Consider the following 17,876-nt stretch of genomic DNA (forward strand, 5'->3'; position numbering starts at 1 on the left):
ATTTTATTCTTAATATAAAGGCCACTCAATAAAGTGGCCTTTAATTATTAATACCCATAATTCATTCATGTAAATTATAATTTATTTATTTTTAATAAAACAAAAATAAATAAAAAAGTGTATATGACTTTTTTATTTATTCATTTATTATTTTTCACTATTAGGTTTAAAATCCAATAGGGGTATTAATTGATTAATATTATAATAATTGACGACAGTAATATTGTAATTCGTGGTTTTGAGGCTATTTTTTCACGTCAAATACGTTATAAAATTGTTGCTTCTTTTTCATCACTAGAACACGTGATTACATGGAATAGATGCCAAAAAGCAAATATGATTTTAATCAGTAGTGATAGTTTTCGTTATGACTCACTAAAAACAATCCAGACATTACGTCGAACTCAACCAGATGTTGGGATCATTATTTACAATGTAAGAAATAACCCTGCATTTTTTTTAAAAGCATTAGATATTGGCATTTTCGGTTTATTGAGTATCAATGTGACAGAAGAAGACATTATTGAAGCTATACAAATTGTAAGTGTTAAACGGAAAATTATATCGCCGGATATTGCCCAAGACCTTGCTCTACAGCGGTTAGTTTATAATAATCAACAAGATTTATATGATTTATTATCGGGGCGTGAGTTAGAAATCATGTTAATGATCACTCAGGGAATGCCTATAAAACGGGTAGCGGAGTCACTTTCCTTAAGCCCTAAAACAGTAAATACCTATCGATATCGAATGTTTAGTAAACTTAATATCTGTAGTGATGTAGAATTAACTCATATAGCTATCAGTTATGGTTTAATCACAGCAAAACAGGGTTTACTCGAGTGTCAGAACAGTTCGAACCGAAAGCTTTCTTAAAAACAGTTACTAATCAACCTGGTGTATACCGTATGTATGACGCTGGGGAAACGGTTATATATGTAGGAAAGGCAAAGGATCTTAAGAAACGCTTAGCAAGTTATTTTCGTGAAAATGTGGGTAGCCGCAAAACAGAGCAGTTGGTAAAGCAAATCGCCTCTATTGATGTGACGGTGACTCATACTGAAACAGAAGCGCTATTACTTGAGCACAACTATATTAAGTTGTACCAGCCACGTTATAACGTATTGTTACGTGACGATAAATCTTATCCTTACCTATTTTTAAGCAGTGAAACTCATCCTCGAATTTCGATGCACCGGGGGGCGAAACATGCCAAAGGCGAGTACTTCGGCCCTTTCCCGAGTTCTTATGCGGTAAGGGAAACATTAGCGTTAATGCAGAAGTTATTTCCGATACGTCAATGTGAAGATAGCATGTATCGAAATCGCTCAAGGCCTTGTTTACAATATCAAATTGGTCGTTGCTTAGGTCCCTGTGTTAAAGGGTTGGTTTCCGATGAAGACTATAATCAACAAGTGGAATATGTACGTTTATTTTTAACGGGTAAAGATAAACAAGTTTTGGCTGGTTTAGTTGACCGTATGGAAAAGGCAAGTTTAGCACTACGCTTTGAAGATGCAGCGCGTTTTAGAGATCAAATCCAAGCGGTAAGAGCTGTCACGGAAGAGCAATATGTATCTGGTGATAGCGATGACCTAGATGTTATTGGTGTTTCTTTTGAATCTGGTCTTGCTTGCGTGCATGTACTTTTTATTCGTCAAGGCAAAGTCCTTGGTAGTCGCAGTTATTTCCCTAAAATTCCAGCAGATACACAGCTTGAGGAAGTGGTTCAAACCTTCTTAGGTCAGTTTTATTTGCAAGGAAGTGAAAATAGAACTCTACCTGGCGAAATCTTATTAGATTTTGCATTAACAGAAAAAGAATTATTAGCTGAGTCTCTTTCTGAGATCGCGGGACGTAAAATTCATATTCAAAGTCAGCCACGTGGTGTGAGGGCTCGTTACTTAAAATTAGCGAGAACGAATGCATCAATTGCGCTTTCAACAAAATTAGCGCAACACTCGACGGTGCAACAACGTATGGAAGCACTAGCAAAAGTGGTTAATTTAGAAAACATTAATCGTATGGAGTGTTTTGATATTTCACATACGATGGGGGAGCAAACAGTCGCCTCTTGTGTTGTGTTTGATAAATCGGGCCCGGTGAAATCAGAGTATCGGCGCTATAATATTACAGGGATCACCCCTGGAGACGATTACGCGGCTATGCATCAAGTTTTAACACGGCGTTATGGTAAACACATTGATGAAAGCAAAGTTCCTGACATTATCTTTATTGATGGGGGTAAAGGCCAATTAGGGCAGGCAAGGGATGTGTTTAATTCACTAGAGGTTGATTGGGATAAAAAACACCCATTGCTGATTGGCGTTGCAAAGGGTAGCGACCGTAAAGCGGGGCTTGAAACCTTATTTTTAAAACCAGAAGGCGAAGGTTTTTCATTACCACCTGATTCTCCAGCTTTGCATGTAATCCAACACATCCGAGATGAATCACATAATCATGCGATTACGGGGCATCGACAACGACGAGCAAAAGTCAAAAGTACTAGTGCATTAGAGTCAATTGAGGGGGTTGGCCCGAAACGTCGGCAGATGTTGCTAAAATATATGGGCGGGTTACAACCTTTACGTAATGCAAGTATAGAAGAAATCGCAAAAGTGCCCTCGATCTCATACGCCCTTGCAGAAAAGATTTATAATGCATTGAAACAGTGAGTGTCTTAGGGCAACATATTCATAATATCCAACTTGGTCAAAAAGTTAGTGAGCGTGATGAAATTAAACATACCAACGTGGTTGACATTATTTCGCGTCATCCTAATACCGTTTTTTGTATTAGCCTTTTATCTCCCTGTTACTTGGGGGCCGTTTGCATGCGCGCTTATTTTTGTTATCGCAGCGGTAACTGATTGGTTTGATGGCTTTTTAGCAAGACTGTGGAAGCAGACTACAAAGTTTGGTGCTTTTTTAGATCCTGTTGCTGATAAAGTTATGGTTGCTACAGCGTTAGTGTTAGTCACTGAAAGTTACGATGTTTGGTATGTGACTTTGCCAGCAGCCACCATGATTGCACGTGAAATTATTATTTCTTCTTTACGTGAATGGATGGCAGAGATAGGAAAACGTAGTAGTGTGGCTGTTTCTTGGATTGGTAAATTTAAAACTACTGCTCAGATGATGTCACTGGTCGGTTTATTGTGGCGTCCAACGCCATTGATTGAAAACCTTTCAATCGCACTAATGTATGTTGCAGCTATCTTAACATTCTGGTCAATGTTCCAATATTTAAAGGCTGCATGGGGTGATTTGAGCGAAGCGTGATCGAAATGATTGAAAAAACAGCGAACGATCCAATTATTTCAATAATTGTATTGACTCGATAGGTGAAATCAGTAGAATGCAACGCATCGAACGGCAACATGGTTTACGAAAATAAATAAGTAAATCAGCCAGTTTGAAAAGCATAAGCTGAAAAGTGAAGCTTTACGCGGGAATAGCTCAGTTGGTAGAGCACGACCTTGCCAAGGTCGGGGTCGCGAGTTCGAGTCTCGTTTCCCGCTCCAAATTTCGAAAGAAATTCGGATAAGGCGCGTTAGCAAAGCGGTTATGCACCGGATTGCAAATCCGTGTAGCTCGGTTCGACTCCGGGACGCGCCTCCAAAATTTAGCCCAGGTGGTGAAATCGGTAGACACAAGGGATTTAAAATCCCTCGGCCTTTAGGCTGTGCGGGTTCAAGTCCCGCCCTGGGCACCATATTAAAGTAATTAAACGCTATTAAGTGTTTTATGTTAAGTTAGCTAATCACAATGTGTTTTATTAAATGCATGGGTTAGCCGGGTAGATTAATAATTTATCCAAGTTTTTGAGAAAGACAATTTAGCCCAGGTGGTGAAATCGGTAGACACAAGGGATTTAAAATCCCTCGGCCTTTAGGCTGTGCGGGTTCAAGTCCCGCCCTGGGCACCATCTCAATTTTAATCAGAAATGATTAAAATTAGCAATTAACCACCTTTAGGTGGTTTTTTTGTATCTAATTCCCTTCAAATATTTAGTATCTGCTGAACTGATGTCGTTTAATTAGGTGTATTTATTCTTTATATTCAATGTGTTTCTTTTGAAACAGCATAAGTATTTTTTATTGTGTCAACTAACGCGAAATTCGTGTAAAAAACCGTAAGTCAGACCGTTCTGTTAGTGTTTTGTGTCACTATTCTGATTCTTAAAGAGGATCAGGCTATGTCTAACATGAAAACTGAAGTTGTAGTTGTACGATTAACTAAACATGAGCGAGCGTTATTAGATACAGTAAAAACAAAACCGTTATTAGCAGATTGGTTGAAAGAAATTGCTATGGCAGAGGCTAAACAACAGGAGAACAAAGAAGAGTAAGGCAGCTTTAACGGTACAGAAATCAATCGAGTCATTTAATATGATGATAGAAAAGTTAATTTTTGATTAATTATTCATTTTTGATAGTATCAAATTAGATGACTTAATTGGAATTTGAGAAGTGATGATAAAAGGAATTTTGTTTACGTTAATACTCGTACTCGCTTCTGGCTGCACAACGAAAAAGCTAGATGCCCCTTATGGGTTTAAGTGGGGGCAAACCCCTGAAGATATAAAAAAATTACAGTTAAAAGGATTGCAATGTACTGAGTTTCAAGAAGGAGGTGCGTTATGTTCATCAGCAAACTCTCCTCAAATAGCAAATAAACTGTTTTTATTGATGTTTTCTCGGGAAAAAAATACTCTAATGCTCGTTTCCTCCCAAGGAAAAGATAGCCGTGACCAATCAGTCATTTTGGCTGAGTATGATGCGATTAACCAGAAAATGTTTGAAGTATATGGTTTGCCAAAGCAAACAATTGAACGCTATAAACGAAATGTTTATTTCTTAGATAAAATATCTGATGACGAAACAACACCATTTAAGCGGGTTTATGAGAAAGATGGCATGCAGATTATGGTCGGTATTGTTAGTAATGCCCATTTTCGCAAAATTCACAATAAAAAAGATATTGTTTACTCAGTGATGGTTATACATAATTTAATACCCCCTAAGCCGCAATAAGCGGCTAGCAAATTATTTAGTACAGGTTATGGTTGTTTATTGTTTCTCTTGGTAATGGTTTTAGGCATATTTTTTACCTCTGGATGAGTTCTTTAATATCTTGCAGTATTTCCCAAATGCGTCATAGGGTTGCTCTGGGAACATGATGATACGTTCCTTAATCTCAACAGCAGATATTTAAAAAATTATATTTCAATGTCTTATATTTGCTGGGGTGATGAGTGCTATAATGACAGTCGCCTTGGCGTCACAAAAATATATGGTCATTAACCTAGAGGAAAAGCAACTAACCTTGAGCGAGAGTTAGATTTATTACGCCGTGTTATTGAAACTCTCAATGATTTAAAATAGGTAATTAGTGGGAAAGTAACCAATAAACTGGTCTGTTCACCCTATTTATTTTCACTCTGTCTTAAGTAAATGGATAATATCAGGTATATTAGACCTTGATTGTTAGCTACCAAGAAAAAATTACTATGATTATCAAACCTAAAATTCGTGGTTTTATCTGCACTACAGCTCATCCAGCAGGCTGTGAAGCCAATGTTCGTGAGCAAATTGCCTACGTGAAATCACGTGGCGAGCTGAAAAATGGCCCTAAGAAAGTTTTAGTTATTGGTGCATCCACCGGTTACGGTCTGGCCTCTCGTATCAACGCCGCATTTGGCAGCGGAGCCGCTACCATTGGTGTATTTTTTGAAAAACCAGGCAGTGAAAGTAAAACTGGTTCTGCGGGCTGGTACAATTCCGCAGGTTTTGACAAAGCAGCGAAAGAAGAAGGCCTGTATGCAAAAAGCATTAATGGTGATGCTTTTTCTGATGAATGCCGTCAAACCGTTATTGATTTGATTAAACAAGACTTAGGCCAAATTGATTTAGTGGTTTATTCATTGGCATCACCAGTGCGTAAAATGCCTGAAACAGGTGAAATTGTACGTTCAGCCTTGAAACCTATTGGTGAACCGTACAAATCTGTTGCGCTGGATACCAACAAAGATGTGTTGATTGAAGCTGTTGTTGAACCCGCCAATGAACAGGAAATCGCAGATACAGTGAAAGTCATGGGTGGCCAAGACTGGGAACTGTGGATGAATGCGTTAGATGAAGCGGGTGTTTTAGCCGATAACGCACAATCTGTGGCTTATTCTTATATTGGTACGGATTTAACATGGCCAATTTATTGGCATGGTACATTAGGTAAAGCAAAAGAAGATTTGGACCGTGCGGCTCATGCAATCAATCAAAAATTGCAAGCCAAGGGTGGGGCAGCGTATGTTGCTGTATTAAAATCTGTTGTAACACAGGCCTCCTCTGCAATTCCTGTCATGCCGTTATATATCTCTATTGTCTTTAAGATTATGAAAGAAAAAGGGATCCATGAAGGCTGTATTGAACAAATTCAACGCTTATTTGCCACTAAGTTATTCAATGACGCAGTGCCAGAGACCGATGAAAAACATCGTCTACGTTTAGATGATTGGGAATTGCGTGATGACGTACAAAACACATGCCGTGAAATTTGGCAGCAGCTTAATGATAACAACATCAATGAATTAACGGATTACCAAGGCTATAAAGCTGAATTTCTCCGTCTGTTTGGCTTTGGCCTAAATGGTGTTGATTATGATGCTGATCTCAGCGGTGAAGTGAATTTTGAAGTGAAAGAGCTAATTTAGTTATATTCGTCTTCATTTTCAATTTATTAGAAACCCGCTACTTGCGGGTTTCTATTTTTAGCTATCTTTGTAAATCATACGCATCTGTTTTATCTTGTTAGTTGAATTATTGCAATACGGTAATTTCACCATCGCGGATAAGAGCTTTAGAAATAACCGTTCCATTTTCATCAAATTCGGTCACTATTCCAACGAGTTTTTCATTTTTAAATGTGCCCGTAATATTGGGTTTATTACTAGGTGTGTCGTGATAAATTATAAATGGCCCTGATAATTTACCTTGCAGTGTGTTGACTTCGATATCGTTACGGCCACTCTCATGGTAAGTGCGGACAGTTCCATGTACCTTGCAGTCTTTGAGTTCAATATGGGATTCAGGCTTGCCATTTTCATAGTAGGTTTTGATATATTTATCAAAACATCCTTTAGATACCCATGTTTTAAATTTTGGCTGACCATTATCGTACTCAACTTCAAATGCTCCTTCAGAAATACCTTTAGGTGCCTCTGTGGAAGGAAAGTCTATTCTTTTTAATTCACTTAAATCTCCAAATTTTGAATCTGAGTTTGAATTAGAATTTGGAGATCCTCCAAGTTGGCACCCAGAAACTAATAAAACTAAAGAAAATAATGCAACAGATTTAATTGGTTTTAGTTTGAACATGTAGCCTCTATTATTGCTGTGAAAAAATAATGGATTCAATTGCATATAAAACTATAGCCTTTTTATGACCACATAGGGTGAGAATTATCCTAAACCATTTATTTTTAATGAGTTCTGGATATTTTAAAAGGGGAACTCAGGTGAATAAAAATTGATGTTAGTCATCTTGATAATAAGGTAATTTAGTCAGTTAATGTGATTTATATAATCAGGGAGTCATAGATGTTAGTTGTTGAAATGTTGAGTACCGGGGATGAGGTTTTACACGGACAAATAATTGATACAAATGCCGCTTGGTTGGCAGACTGTTTTTTTCAACAAGGTCTTCCTTTGAGTAGCAGAACAACGGTTGGTGATAATTTAGATTGTTTAGTCGCTACTTTCCTTGAGCGTAGTTTATCTGCAGATATTCTCATTGTTAACGGCGGGCTTGGGCCAACAAGTGATGATTTAAGCGCCTTGGCGGCGGCTAAAGCTGCGGGAGTTCCATTAGTTGAACATTCTCAGTGGGTTGAAGTCATGGAGCGTTATTTTATTGCCAGAGGGCGGGTTATGCCTGAAACGAATCGTAAACAAGCACTACTCCCTGAAAATGCTGAATTAATTGATAACCCTGTAGGAACGGCTTGTGGCTTTTCTTTAGTCTTGAATGATTGTCTGATTTTTTTTACTCCTGGTGTTCCTTCTGAATTTAAGGTTATGGTGAATGAGCAAATTTTGCCAAGGTTACGAGCACATTTTACATTGCCAGAGCCACCAGTTTGTTTACGCCTAACCAGTTTTGGCCGTAGTGAAAGTAGTCTTGCGAAGCAATTTGATAGCTTACCTTTACCTGAAAACTGTGTTTTAGGCTATCGTTCTTCAATGCCTATTATTGAATTAAAGCTAACGGGACCTGCGTCACAAAAAGAATTGATGGAAAGAGATTGGCAATTAGTGAAGCAAGGAGTAGGGGACAACTTGATATTTGAAGGGACAGAAGGTTTAGCGCAAAAAATTGGCAAATCCCTAAGAGAAAGGAAATTACAAATAATAGTCAGTGAACAATTTAGCGCAGGGCTGTTAAGTTGGACATTAGATTCAGTGGGGATCGCTATTTCTTCCAGTCAAATTTTGCCATCTGACGTGGAACAAACATTGAAAATTTTAGCGCAAAGAGCTCAAAATATAGCAATTAATCATCCTCTATCTATTGGTTTAGTGGTTGGCGAATATAATGAGCAATATTTAAACGTTGCTCTATCAACACCAGATATGTGTTATGCGCAGAGAATTCATTATTTACCAAATAATCATTCACAGAAAGAAAAACAAGAAGTCAGTGTAATGTTAATATTAGATATGTTGTCTCGTTGGTTAAATGGTCGCGAGGTTATTGGCTACTATGAATGGTTAGTACAAACAGAAACACTTATTTTTGAGAGTTAGGTGGTTATGAAGTTAAAAGATTATAAGTATATTTCTGTTCCTGAAGAGAGGCCGTTTCAACCAGAATTTCAGTCAATAATAACAGAATCTATTTATTGGCTGAGTTGCATATTAAAAGACAAGCTCCATAGCATTTATGTGTATGGTAGTGTTGCAAAAGGCTGTGCGAAGCCACAGCAATCAGATTTGGATCTATGCATTGTATTATGTGGTGCCCTTACTCAATTAGAAACAACCAGATTGAATGAAATACAAGTTCAATTAACAGTTAATCACATTGAGGTCAGCAAAATTGATTTTGATATTGGTATTCTTACGGATGTGATGAGTGAGGCTAATCTATATAGTTGGGGATATTGGATTAAGCATCATTGCCGTTGCATTTATGGAGATGACTTAGCAACACATTTTAGCCAATTTGTTCCTTCGCGAGAAATAGCAGAAGCAGTTAATGGCGATTTTGTTAATGTATTGAATGGTTATATCGACCAAATTAATCATTGTCATGATGACTCTGAGCTAAAGTTATTATATCGGGCGGCATCGAGAAAGCTTATTCGTTCCACCAATATATTACGTTGGAAAAATGATAGTGACTGGCCAGAAACATTATTTGAATATATACAAAAATTCGTTCAATATTATCCAGAACGACAAAATGAAATAAATTATTTTTTACGTCAAAGTATAGAGCCTTTTGCTGATGAGGAATTTTTGAAATATTTAGCCCAGTTTATCAGCTGGTTGGATGTTGAACATTCTAATGTTGTTAATAAATGAGCCAATTATGGCTCATCTGGTTGTAGTGCATCAATGATATAATTAATACTTGAAACGCCACTCTTACAAGCTTTATTTTTTAAAACAGTTGGAGTTTTATCAATGGCCATTTTTACTGAAGATAATTGTTCGGTGTAGGTTTGTGCTCCAATAATCTCTGGATTATTATGTAAGTATTCAATAACTCCATCGACTTTTTGATAAAACTGGTCACACGAGTCGCCATCCGTTTCTAAGATTTTTAGTTCATTAAGAGAATTTGGAATAAGTTGTTTCGTATGCTGTTGTACTTGCTCGATATACTTTCCTGACTTTGCTTGCTCAACTATAGTCATCACCTGATTTTTCATATTTAAAAACGAGTAGATAACTGTAATTAAAGCGATAGCTAAAATTATATTGATACTAATACTGATCCAGAGTAAGTGTTTTTTCATTACATTCCTTGAGTGAAAAATAAATCTGCAATAGATAGATAGCTTAGTCGAGTGAATAATCCATGTATGTAAGATTAACACGAAAAAACAAGGTAACCCAATAATAGGCTACCTAGATTACTATAATTAATAGCGGCTATCGGACAGTCAAAACAGAAATTTTTGAATTTTGAATAACCATTGATGCTGTTGAACCTAAAAAGTATGTGGACATACCTGGGCGCCTTGACCCAATAACGATTAAATCAGCAGAAATTTCCTCTGCAACACGTAAGATTTCATCTCTTGGTGTCCCCATTAAAACTTGAGCACTGTATTTATCATTTGGAATATTAAATTCTTTAATTATTTCAGCGAGCTGCTTCGTGACGTTTTCTTGTTCACTATCCGCTTTTTCAGCAAAACCAAATCCCATTGTGGTATAGAAAGGAACAGTAGGAATAATTGCCAAAAAATGAATATGTGCTTTTTCATATTCAGCAAGGTATTGAATATGAGACATAACTAAATGTGCTAAGCTTTTTTCTGTTATATCAATAGGAACTAAAATTTTATTATACATGTTTTTCTCCAGCTTTTATTTATTGAGTTCATGTTGTAATCGGATCATTAGTTTATTAATAGTACGGCAGTTAAACCAGCACATGGCCGAGTTAATCAAAATAATGCTAATTTACGTATAATCATTACATTCTTCGGAATTTATGATAGCGGATCAACGATTCAAATACTTTGACGGCGGAATCAACTTAATCAACTTAATCAACTTAAAGTAGTATTTATGGGCTGTTTTTCATGCGCTTTGTGCTATACAAAACGTGAATGCTTTGAATCATCATCTTCCTGTTATATGATCTATACATGATTTGTATACACATCATATTGTTGAGGTTGCTTTGGGTATCGTAAAAATTTCAGATGAATTGCATGATTATCTGCGCCATGCGAGCCAGGTTATGTCCCGTTCGATTAATTCACAGGCAGAGTTTTGGATTAAAATTGGTATGCAAGCTGAACTAAACCCGAATAAGACATTTACTATGTTAGTCAATGAAATGTTAGAAAAAGAGTCAATTGAATTAAAAGGAAAAGTTCATGAATAATATTACAATTAAAACAGCAGAAGAAATTGAACTGATGCGTGAGTCTGGACGACTTTTGGCTAGCGTTTTTAAGATGTTGGATTCATTTATTGTACCGGGTATTTCCACAATGGAGATTAATGATAAAGTTGAAAGCTATATCGTTAATGAATTACAAGCAAGGCCTGCTAGTAAAGGGCAATATGGCTACCAATATGTTTTGAATACATCGTTGAATGAAGTCGTTTGTCATGGTGTTCCAAAAACAGATGAAATTTTAAAAGCAAAAGACATCATTAACGTTGATATTACGCTAGAGAAAAATGGCTTTATCGCTGATTCAAGTAAAATGTATGTAATGCCAGAAGCTTCACCACTAGCACGTAAATTAGTTAAAGATACTTATGCTGCTATGTGGGAAGGAATAAAACAAGTTAAACCGGGTGCGACATTGGGTGATATTGGTTCCGCTATTCAACATTATGCGGAATCTAAAGGTTACAGTGTCGTACGAGAATATTGTGGGCATGGTATTGGCCGTGAAATGCATGAAGATCCGCAAGTTCTTCATTACGGTGTACGAGGGAAAGGGGTTGAATTAAAAGAAGGAATGACATTTACGATAGAGCCAATGATTAACCAGGGTGGGATGAAAATTAAAACAAAGAAAGATGGTTGGACGGTCGTAACAAGAGATAAAAAATTATCTGCTCAATCTGAACATACGGTATTAGTCACTAAAGATGGGTATGAAGTTTTAACATTACGTGATGAAGAAAAATAGTGTTAAAAGTAGAATTTACAAGCTTGCTGCCATAAAGGTAGCAAGCTTTTTTTATACAAATTTTTACTATTGTCTCAGTGCTATTGCTATACGGTTAAAGGCACTCATTAAACCAATAGCGATAGTTAAATCAGAAATTTGTTCATCAGAAAAATGGTGTTTTAATTCATTAAAGAGAGCATCTGATGTACCACTGGTAGCTATATTAACGACAGCTTCGGTCCAAGCTAATGCAGCGCGCTCTAATGAATTAAAATGATGACTAACCTGCCAGCCAGCGAGTGTGTCTATTTTTTTGTTACTGACACCATTTGAACGTAATGAGCTTGCATGCATATCTAGGCAAAATGCACAGCCATTGATTTGTGAAACTCTTAAATAAACAAGCTCTATTAGTTCTTTACCTAACCCGCTTTTATCCAATGCATTTTTGCATTCAATAAGCCCTTTATACGCTTCAGGTGATAAATTGTTATAAGCTAATCTCAGTTCGCTCATGGGGGTTCCTTACATATTTTGTTGTCAGATGAAATGTAATGTTTGGTGCGGTTTGGTTGGAAGGTTGAGCTACTTTATTTTATAAAGAAATCAAGTTCAATAGCATTAAGTGGCATTTGTGGAAACCAATATTAGATTAGTACGACAAGAATCTATAAATTTTTGCTGAATATCGAGTGGAAGTTGGTTATCTGTAATAATATCTGTCAATTCGTCTATTTGAGCGACACGAAATAATGACCATTTACCGTATTTACTACTATCAGCAAGCATAACAGAGCGTGTAGCATTTGTTATTAGGTCACGTTTTAGACCTGCTTTTTCTTCTGTTGGTGTTGTAATTCCTTTTTCTAAACTCCAAGAGTTACAACTAATGAATGCGATATCAGGATAAATGCTACGTAATAAAACACGCCCATGCTCACCAATACAAGATTGGCTACTATCGTCAATTCTTCCACCAACAATTGTGACTTCAATTTGTTTGAATTCAGAAAGAAAAAGGGCAATATGGAGGTCAGAGGTGATAACACGCAGGGGCATATGAGTGAGCTCTCGCGCTAGCTCAAGCATGGTTGTTCCTGCATCAAGTAGAACCGTGCTACCTGGTTCAATTAAACGGGCTGCCGCTTTCGCAATAGCCCGTTTCTCTCTTAGATTACGCTGGTTTTTTTCGGACGTAGTGGGCTGAACAGGAATGAAACGGTTTAGGGTTACACCGCCATGCGTGCGAGAGATAACCCCAGTTTCATCAAGTTTAATGAGATCACGCCGGATAGTGGCCGCTGACACGGATAATGCTTGTACTAGTTCTTCAACAGTGACGAGGTTATGCTGTTTAAGATACTCAAGTATTAAATCTAATCTATCCATTGTGCTCATTAGTTATACTACATTCATCGCAAGTTTAAGTGAGATGGCCATACTTTCAGGATTTGCTTTACCCGTCCAAGCAATATCAAATGCGGTTCCGTGATCGGCTGAAGTGCGCAAGAACGGAAGGCCCGCAGTGATATTAACACCATCATAAAAACCTAATAATTTCAAAGGAATATGACCCTGGTCGTGATACATGGCAACAACCATATCATATTGCCCTTGATAGGCTTGTAAAAATACAGTATCTGGAGGACAAGGGCCATAAACATTAATACCTTCAGACCTTGCCTGTTCTATAGCTGGTTGTAAATATACGATTTCTTCATCACCAAATAAACCATTTTCCCCAGCATGAGGATTAACGCCTGCGATCGCAATACGTGGTTTTTCATAGCCAACGCGTTTTAAAAAGTCTGATGCGATACGAGACACGGTTATGATACGCTCGCTATTTAATGTATCTAAAAATTTACGCAATGCAATATGTGTTGTGACATGGATGACTTTTAATTTTTCGGTATAAAGCACCATGGCATAATCTTTGGTATTGGTTAGCTGGGCAAGTAGTTCAGTGTGACCTGGGTAGTTGTGCCCGGCAAGGTGCAATGCTTCTTTATTTAAAGGTGCAGTGGCAATCGCTTTCACTTCACCTGCGAGAGCTAGTTCAGTCGCACGTTTAATACAGCGAAATGCTAAGTCACCAGCTTGAGCTTGGACCTTCCCCGCAATAAGCGCGCTAGGGTCGGCTAGGGGTTCATCAATAATATTGATGGTATCCGCTGAAAATTGAGCTTCTTTGATATTTTGTATCACATTGATTTTTATCTGAGGAACTACCCCTGATTTAATTAATCGCTGCATTGTTGATGCACAACCGATAACAACGGCAGGGGCTCCTGCCAGTTCACCTTCTGCAAGGGATTTGACGATAATTTCTGGGCCAATACCTGCAGGATCTCCCATGGTAATAGCAACAACATTATTTTTCACAATAAATTTCCTCAATATATTTGATGGCTTCGCATAAAGTGGTTATTTGACCAAACCCTCCCGCTTTGGTGATCACGGGTAAGTCATCGATTTCACTGTCAATAAAAGTGCCACAAGGTATACATGGCAGTACTTCAGATTGAATTCGATAACCTTTTGCTCCCAAAGTATTGGCAACCGCAATCGCAATATCTCCACCTGTTAAAAAAAGTCCCCCGATGCTGGCAACAGACAGCGTATTTAAGGTCAGCAAACTAATAAAGTCGCTGATATTTTTCCCCAATTCATTACGTGTCATACCGTAGGTATTGCATAGGTCATCAATATGATGCCTATCTTGCACATCTCGGCTGGTTCGTATGATGGTGTGTTTTTGTTGGTTTAATGTTTGACTAATTTCTTTGATGAGCGCAGCCATGTAGTTATCTTGTGTAGTGGCTGCAAGTACTTGCGTGACATCAACATCAATGACACTGGCATCACAATGTGTTTGTGCATAGTTTACCTGTTCAATTGTTGCGCTGCTCATTGAGCCAGCGACAATAAATAATGGTAGCCCTTGCTTTTTATCCATGAAAATATTTTCAGGTAATGCATTTGCAAAGCCCGCAGCTCCAACGAGTAGGCAAGATTGATCTATTGAAAATACGGCTTCAGCAATTAGTGCTAAATCTTCATCATTTTCAGCGTCCGTGACGATGATACTGCCTTGCGTTGGCTCTTGTGCTTGTAACCATGTTGCGAATCGCCCTGAACGTATTTGGTCTAGATTCACTTCAATAACGGGCAGGGTAGTCTGCTGATGGAGAATAGTTTGGATACGTGATGAAACTATTGGTGTTTTAGGGTCAGAAGCAAATTCAGTTTCAATAAGTGCTTTTCCATGAACGAGACATTCACCATTTAACGTTACACGTCCTGCCGCAGGAATAGCTGCGGCAACAATAGCAAGTTTTAAGCCTGTTTCTGACATAATTGTCTCTATTTCTGCCCCGATATTACCGCGAAATGTTGAGTCAATTTTTTTATAAATGACAGGTTTATCCTTCTGAGATAAAAAAGGTTTCAGGCTATTTCGTAGGTTTTCTGAAGCAACTTGTGCATTTAATGCGCGACTTTCTGTATTAAGTACAACGACATCAGCAAACCAAGAATGTTTTTGTGTATTATCAAGAAGTATCTCTGTGCGCGCATGCTTTTTAGCAAATTGAACACCGGTATCATTTGCCCCTGTAAAGTCATCTGCAATAACTAATAGCTTCATAAATAACTCCTTACTCTTCAGTTTGTTGGGGTTGTCTTGCTTGTTGGCGTTTAGCAACCCAAGAGGTCAGGATAGGGGTTAGAATAGCGGTGGTGATCACGGATGCAGCAATCAAAGGAGCAGCAGAAAGCGCGATAGCCTCTAAGGATGGGTCGGCTTGTGCGATAGCGAGTGGTGTTGCTACAGCATTTCCTGCGGTACTTGAGGCAGCAGCGCCTGCGATACCTGAGCCTCCTACTAGACGGTCTGCTCGAATATTAAACCAGCCGCCAACAAACGTAGTCAGCACACCGAGCAAGATACCTGCGAGTCCACCTTGTAATAGCATTTCTAAGTTGATCCCTGCGCCTAGTGCAAAAGCGAAGAAAGGAATTAATATTGGCCCACCTTTTGTTAGAAAATCGCGCATATGTGGGTCTAGATTTCCTAAGATCATGCCAACAATTAACGGAACAAGAACTGCAACTAATGCCATTAAAGGGATATTTGCCATACCAGCTGCGCCTAGCGCAATCATGGTAAAGAAAGGCCCATCATTAAGAGATAAAATTGAGATAGCACCAACGTCTCGTTTATTACCAAACTCCCCAACTAAAGCGGCATATAAGCCACCATTTGAATTGCTCATTGCTGCAATAATTGCAACACCAGTTAAACCAAAAATCCCTTCCATTCCAAAGAGATAATCGACGCCTAGACCAAGAGCAATCGCAACGACTAGTTTTGTTAAGGTAATTGTACCTCCTTGTAATAAAGCTTGTGGCGCCGCTTTAAAACTAATTCCTGCACCCATACAAAGCAAGAATGCACCAATAAGAGCAGGGGCACCATTTTTAAACAGTGATGTTGTAAAGCCACCGATTTCGAGGGCTTGAGGAGCAAAGGTGTTGATTAGGGCACCGAGTACTAATGGCACAACCATCATGCCACCAGGTATACGTTCAATCGATTTTTTTATTTGCATGGTTTTCTCCGCCATGATTTATTTTAGTCATTATGATTATATTTAATCAATTAAAAACAACAGTGATCAAGATCGCAATAATTCCATTTACCATTAATTGAAATTATACTCTAACTTTCATCACTAACTTGGATTAAAATAATGATAATTTGGCTTTTTGATGGAGTGGATGTTATTTAAACTGATCGAGAGAGTGATTATAAATAATCATACCTGTGTTTTATGATTGAAAATAAGCACTAATAATTTAAAAGGATAAAACTAGGTTTATAACAAAATTATCTGTAATGGCTCAGCGATTCATTTTTACCAAAATAGAAACAGCAGATTTAGTGCTTTTAAATTTAGGATTATTAGACTTGTAGTTAGAAAATAAGTGGTGACAATAAGGCGCTTTATTATAATTATTAATTTGATAGGGATTAACTCATGCAATTTAAATCAATGATTAAATTGGTTGTCGGTGCTGCATTACTTCTAGTTATTGGTCTCGTAGGGATCAATTCATATACTATTGTACAAGATGGCTCGGTTAAGGTGGGGACATTTTTAGGAAAAGTCGACCCAGTTGCTTATGATGCAGGTTTACATTTTCCAATTAATCCGTTTACAACATTTGATACGTACTCAACAAAAGATATTCGAGTATCACTAAAAGAGCTAAGAGTACCTTCGCAAGATAAATTAAAATCTATTGTTGATATTACGGTAATGCTTCAGTTTGATGGTGCGAAAGCTCCTGTATTACGTATTAATGGTGGTACAGAAAGCGAAGCTTTAGATAAATATGTACGCCAAAAGCTGATCTCAACGATTTTAGAATTTGGTAAAGATGTTGCTAATGCACAAGATCTTTATACTGCAGATACACAAAGAAAATTACAAGAATCTATTCGTGATGCTATTCAAGGGTATGCTTCTCCTTATGGCTATACAATAAAAGAAATCATGATCCAAGATATTACTTTGCCTGAGGTTGTACAAGAGCAAGTGGTTAATACCAAAATGCGCCAAGAGCAAATCAACCAAGCAAAAGCAGAGGCAGAAAAAGAGCGTGAATTAGCTCAGAAAAAGGTTGTTATTGCTGAAGCGGAAAGAGAGTCTGCTGAACAACAAGCCATCGCCAGAGAACGTAACGCACAAGCAAGTTCATTTGCGATGCGCCAAGAAGCAGATGCAAAATTGTATGCTGCTCAGAAAGAAGCTGAAGCGAATGCGATATTGCAACGTACTATTACCCGTGAAATGATCAATTGGAAACAGTTAGAGATTGAGCAGATTAAAGCTCATAAATATAAAGGTGAGGTACCTAATATTGTTGTTGGTGCAGATTACGATGGTAAAATGATTATGGATATGCGTAATAGCCAGTAATATTAATTTAAAAGAATTACC

At 37.7% G+C, this 17,876-nt stretch carries 19 protein-coding genes and 4 tRNA genes; 15 read left to right on the forward strand and 8 right to left on the reverse strand.

From position 1 onward, the window contains the following. Window positions 1-189 precede the first annotated feature (189 nt). From SJ312_RS02390 to fabV, 10 genes are all read left to right on the forward strand, one after another. The gene (locus SJ312_RS02390; protein WP_004263384.1) at window positions 190-876 is read left to right on the forward strand and encodes a LuxR C-terminal-related transcriptional regulator; all 687 of its coding nucleotides are present in this window, start codon (window positions 190-192) and stop codon (window positions 874-876) included. Then, a complete protein-coding gene (gene uvrC / locus SJ312_RS02395; RefSeq protein ID WP_110591579.1) occupies window positions 843-2,675 on the forward strand; it encodes an excinuclease ABC subunit UvrC in 1,833 nt (610 codons plus the stop codon). Before SJ312_RS02390 ends, uvrC begins: the two co-directional genes overlap by 34 nt. A 57-nt stretch (window positions 2,676-2,732) precedes the next feature. Further along, a complete protein-coding gene (gene pgsA, locus SJ312_RS02400; protein WP_004263394.1) occupies window positions 2,733-3,281 on the forward strand; it encodes a CDP-diacylglycerol--glycerol-3-phosphate 3-phosphatidyltransferase in 549 nt (182 codons plus the stop codon). 166 nt (window positions 3,282-3,447) lie between these two features. After that, window positions 3,448-3,523 (forward strand) — tRNA-Gly (locus SJ312_RS02405). Between the two features lie 23 nt (window positions 3,524-3,546). Then, a tRNA-Cys gene (locus SJ312_RS02410) sits at window positions 3,547-3,620 on the forward strand. A gap of 7 nt (window positions 3,621-3,627) precedes the next feature. After that, window positions 3,628-3,714 (forward strand) — tRNA-Leu (locus tag SJ312_RS02415). Between the two features lie 126 nt (window positions 3,715-3,840). Continuing rightward, a tRNA-Leu gene (locus SJ312_RS02420) sits at window positions 3,841-3,927 on the forward strand. A 270-nt stretch (window positions 3,928-4,197) separates the two neighbouring features. Continuing rightward, a complete protein-coding gene (locus tag SJ312_RS02425) occupies window positions 4,198-4,350 on the forward strand; it encodes a hypothetical protein (RefSeq protein ID WP_036958643.1) in 153 nt (50 codons plus the stop codon). 124 nt (window positions 4,351-4,474) lie between these two features. After that, window positions 4,475-5,035 carry a hypothetical protein gene (locus tag SJ312_RS02430; protein WP_004263412.1) on the forward strand — a complete coding sequence of 187 codons (561 nt, stop codon included), beginning with the start codon at window positions 4,475-4,477 and terminating at the stop codon, window positions 5,033-5,035. 476 nt (window positions 5,036-5,511) lie between these two features. After that, window positions 5,512-6,711: an enoyl-ACP reductase FabV gene (gene fabV, locus SJ312_RS02435; protein ID WP_004263421.1), complete on the forward strand. Its 1,200-nt coding sequence runs from the start codon at window positions 5,512-5,514 to the stop codon at window positions 6,709-6,711. A 106-nt stretch (window positions 6,712-6,817) separates the two neighbouring features. Here fabV and SJ312_RS02440 read toward each other — a convergent pair whose 3' ends face one another. Then, window positions 6,818-7,375 carry a toxin-antitoxin system YwqK family antitoxin gene (locus tag SJ312_RS02440; RefSeq protein ID WP_004263425.1) on the reverse strand — a complete coding sequence of 186 codons (558 nt, stop codon included), beginning with the start codon at window positions 7,373-7,375 and terminating at the stop codon, window positions 6,818-6,820. A gap of 222 nt (window positions 7,376-7,597) precedes the next feature. Between SJ312_RS02440 and SJ312_RS02445 the strand changes: the two genes are divergently transcribed. Further along, window positions 7,598-8,803, forward strand: a complete 1,206-nt coding sequence (locus SJ312_RS02445; protein ID WP_319866868.1) for a nicotinamide mononucleotide deamidase-related protein YfaY — start codon at window positions 7,598-7,600, stop codon at window positions 8,801-8,803. A 6-nt stretch (window positions 8,804-8,809) separates the two neighbouring features. Beyond that, window positions 8,810-9,583 (forward strand): nucleotidyltransferase domain-containing protein, encoded by a 774-nt coding sequence (locus SJ312_RS02450; protein ID WP_096863925.1) that lies wholly within the window; start codon window positions 8,810-8,812, stop codon window positions 9,581-9,583. A gap of 5 nt (window positions 9,584-9,588) precedes the next feature. Here the strand turns inward: SJ312_RS02450 and SJ312_RS02455 are convergent, their stop codons facing one another. Together SJ312_RS02455 and SJ312_RS02460 are read right to left on the reverse strand one after the other, a co-directional pair. Beyond that, window positions 9,589-10,020 carry a hypothetical protein gene (locus tag SJ312_RS02455; RefSeq protein ID WP_165880608.1) on the reverse strand — a complete coding sequence of 144 codons (432 nt, stop codon included), beginning with the start codon at window positions 10,018-10,020 and terminating at the stop codon, window positions 9,589-9,591. A gap of 136 nt (window positions 10,021-10,156) precedes the next feature. Further along, the gene (locus tag SJ312_RS02460) at window positions 10,157-10,582 is read right to left on the reverse strand and encodes a universal stress protein (RefSeq protein ID WP_096863927.1); all 426 of its coding nucleotides are present in this window, start codon (window positions 10,580-10,582) and stop codon (window positions 10,157-10,159) included. A 334-nt stretch (window positions 10,583-10,916) separates the two neighbouring features. Here SJ312_RS02460 and SJ312_RS02465 point away from each other — a divergent pair, with 334 nt between their 5' ends. Together SJ312_RS02465 and map are read left to right on the forward strand one after the other, a co-directional pair. Continuing rightward, window positions 10,917-11,123 (forward strand): ParD-like family protein, encoded by a 207-nt coding sequence (locus SJ312_RS02465; RefSeq protein WP_036958645.1) that lies wholly within the window; start codon window positions 10,917-10,919, stop codon window positions 11,121-11,123. After that, window positions 11,116-11,886 (forward strand): type I methionyl aminopeptidase, encoded by a 771-nt coding sequence (gene map / locus SJ312_RS02470; RefSeq protein ID WP_004263445.1) that lies wholly within the window; start codon window positions 11,116-11,118, stop codon window positions 11,884-11,886. Before SJ312_RS02465 ends, map begins: the two co-directional genes overlap by 8 nt. A 66-nt stretch (window positions 11,887-11,952) precedes the next feature. Here map and SJ312_RS02475 read toward each other — a convergent pair whose 3' ends face one another. The 5 genes from SJ312_RS02475 to SJ312_RS02495 form a co-directional block, all read right to left on the reverse strand. Next, window positions 11,953-12,384 carry a carboxymuconolactone decarboxylase family protein gene (locus SJ312_RS02475; RefSeq protein WP_004263450.1) on the reverse strand — a complete coding sequence of 144 codons (432 nt, stop codon included), beginning with the start codon at window positions 12,382-12,384 and terminating at the stop codon, window positions 11,953-11,955. A gap of 105 nt (window positions 12,385-12,489) precedes the next feature. Next, entirely contained in the window at window positions 12,490-13,266 is a 777-nt protein-coding gene (locus SJ312_RS02480) for a DeoR/GlpR family DNA-binding transcription regulator (RefSeq protein WP_036958646.1), read from the reverse strand. 3 nt (window positions 13,267-13,269) lie between these two features. Next, window positions 13,270-14,226 carry a D-threonate 4-phosphate dehydrogenase gene (locus SJ312_RS02485; protein ID WP_207951495.1) on the reverse strand — a complete coding sequence of 319 codons (957 nt, stop codon included), beginning with the start codon at window positions 14,224-14,226 and terminating at the stop codon, window positions 13,270-13,272. 16 nt (window positions 14,227-14,242) lie between these two features. After that, entirely contained in the window at window positions 14,243-15,517 is a 1,275-nt protein-coding gene (dtnK, locus tag SJ312_RS02490) for a D-threonate kinase (protein WP_110591582.1), read from the reverse strand. 10 nt (window positions 15,518-15,527) lie between these two features. Beyond that, on the reverse strand, window positions 15,528-16,481 hold the full coding sequence (locus SJ312_RS02495) for a 2-keto-3-deoxygluconate permease 1 (RefSeq protein WP_094961229.1): 954 nt from the start codon (window positions 16,479-16,481) through the stop codon (window positions 15,528-15,530). Between the two features lie 429 nt (window positions 16,482-16,910). Between SJ312_RS02495 and SJ312_RS02500 the strand changes: the two genes are divergently transcribed. Beyond that, a complete protein-coding gene (locus tag SJ312_RS02500) occupies window positions 16,911-17,855 on the forward strand; it encodes an SPFH domain-containing protein (RefSeq protein WP_004263460.1) in 945 nt (314 codons plus the stop codon). Window positions 17,856-17,876: the final 21 nt, after the last annotated feature.

Origin of the sequence: Providencia sp. CIM-Carb-044, from assembly GCF_033901115.1 — a bacterium.
GTDB lineage: Bacteria > Pseudomonadota > Gammaproteobacteria > Enterobacterales > Enterobacteriaceae > Providencia > Providencia hangzhouensis.

Bases quoted from the DNA above. Each gene is read 5' to 3' on its own strand.
- SJ312_RS02495 (WP_094961229.1), bottom strand. From the start codon at position 16,481: ATGCAAATAAAAAAATCGATTGAACGTATACCTGGTGGCATGATGGTT.
- SJ312_RS02485 (WP_207951495.1), bottom strand. From the start codon at position 14,226: ATGGGAGATCCTGCAGGTATTGGCCCAGAAATTATCGTCAAATCCCTT.
- dtnK (WP_110591582.1), bottom strand. From the start codon at position 15,517: ATGAAGCTATTAGTTATTGCAGATGACTTTACAGGGGCAAATGATACC.
- SJ312_RS02430 (WP_004263412.1), top strand. From the start codon at position 4,475: ATGATAAAAGGAATTTTGTTTACGTTAATACTCGTACTCGCTTCTGGC.
- map (WP_004263445.1), top strand. From the start codon at position 11,116: ATGAATAATATTACAATTAAAACAGCAGAAGAAATTGAACTGATGCGT.
- SJ312_RS02480 (WP_036958646.1), bottom strand. From the start codon at position 13,266: ATGAGCACAATGGATAGATTAGATTTAATACTTGAGTATCTTAAACAG.
- SJ312_RS02460 (WP_096863927.1), bottom strand. From the start codon at position 10,582: ATGTATAATAAAATTTTAGTTCCTATTGATATAACAGAAAAAAGCTTA.
- SJ312_RS02445 (WP_319866868.1), top strand. From the start codon at position 7,598: ATGTTAGTTGTTGAAATGTTGAGTACCGGGGATGAGGTTTTACACGGA.
- fabV (WP_004263421.1), top strand. From the start codon at position 5,512: ATGATTATCAAACCTAAAATTCGTGGTTTTATCTGCACTACAGCTCAT.
- SJ312_RS02455 (WP_165880608.1), bottom strand. From the start codon at position 10,020: ATGAAAAAACACTTACTCTGGATCAGTATTAGTATCAATATAATTTTA.
- SJ312_RS02440 (WP_004263425.1), bottom strand. From the start codon at position 7,375: ATGTTCAAACTAAAACCAATTAAATCTGTTGCATTATTTTCTTTAGTT.
- SJ312_RS02450 (WP_096863925.1), top strand. From the start codon at position 8,810: ATGAAGTTAAAAGATTATAAGTATATTTCTGTTCCTGAAGAGAGGCCG.
- SJ312_RS02475 (WP_004263450.1), bottom strand. From the start codon at position 12,384: ATGAGCGAACTGAGATTAGCTTATAACAATTTATCACCTGAAGCGTAT.
- pgsA (WP_004263394.1), top strand. From the start codon at position 2,733: ATGAAATTAAACATACCAACGTGGTTGACATTATTTCGCGTCATCCTA.
- SJ312_RS02425 (WP_036958643.1), top strand. From the start codon at position 4,198: ATGTCTAACATGAAAACTGAAGTTGTAGTTGTACGATTAACTAAACAT.
- SJ312_RS02500 (WP_004263460.1), top strand. From the start codon at position 16,911: ATGCAATTTAAATCAATGATTAAATTGGTTGTCGGTGCTGCATTACTT.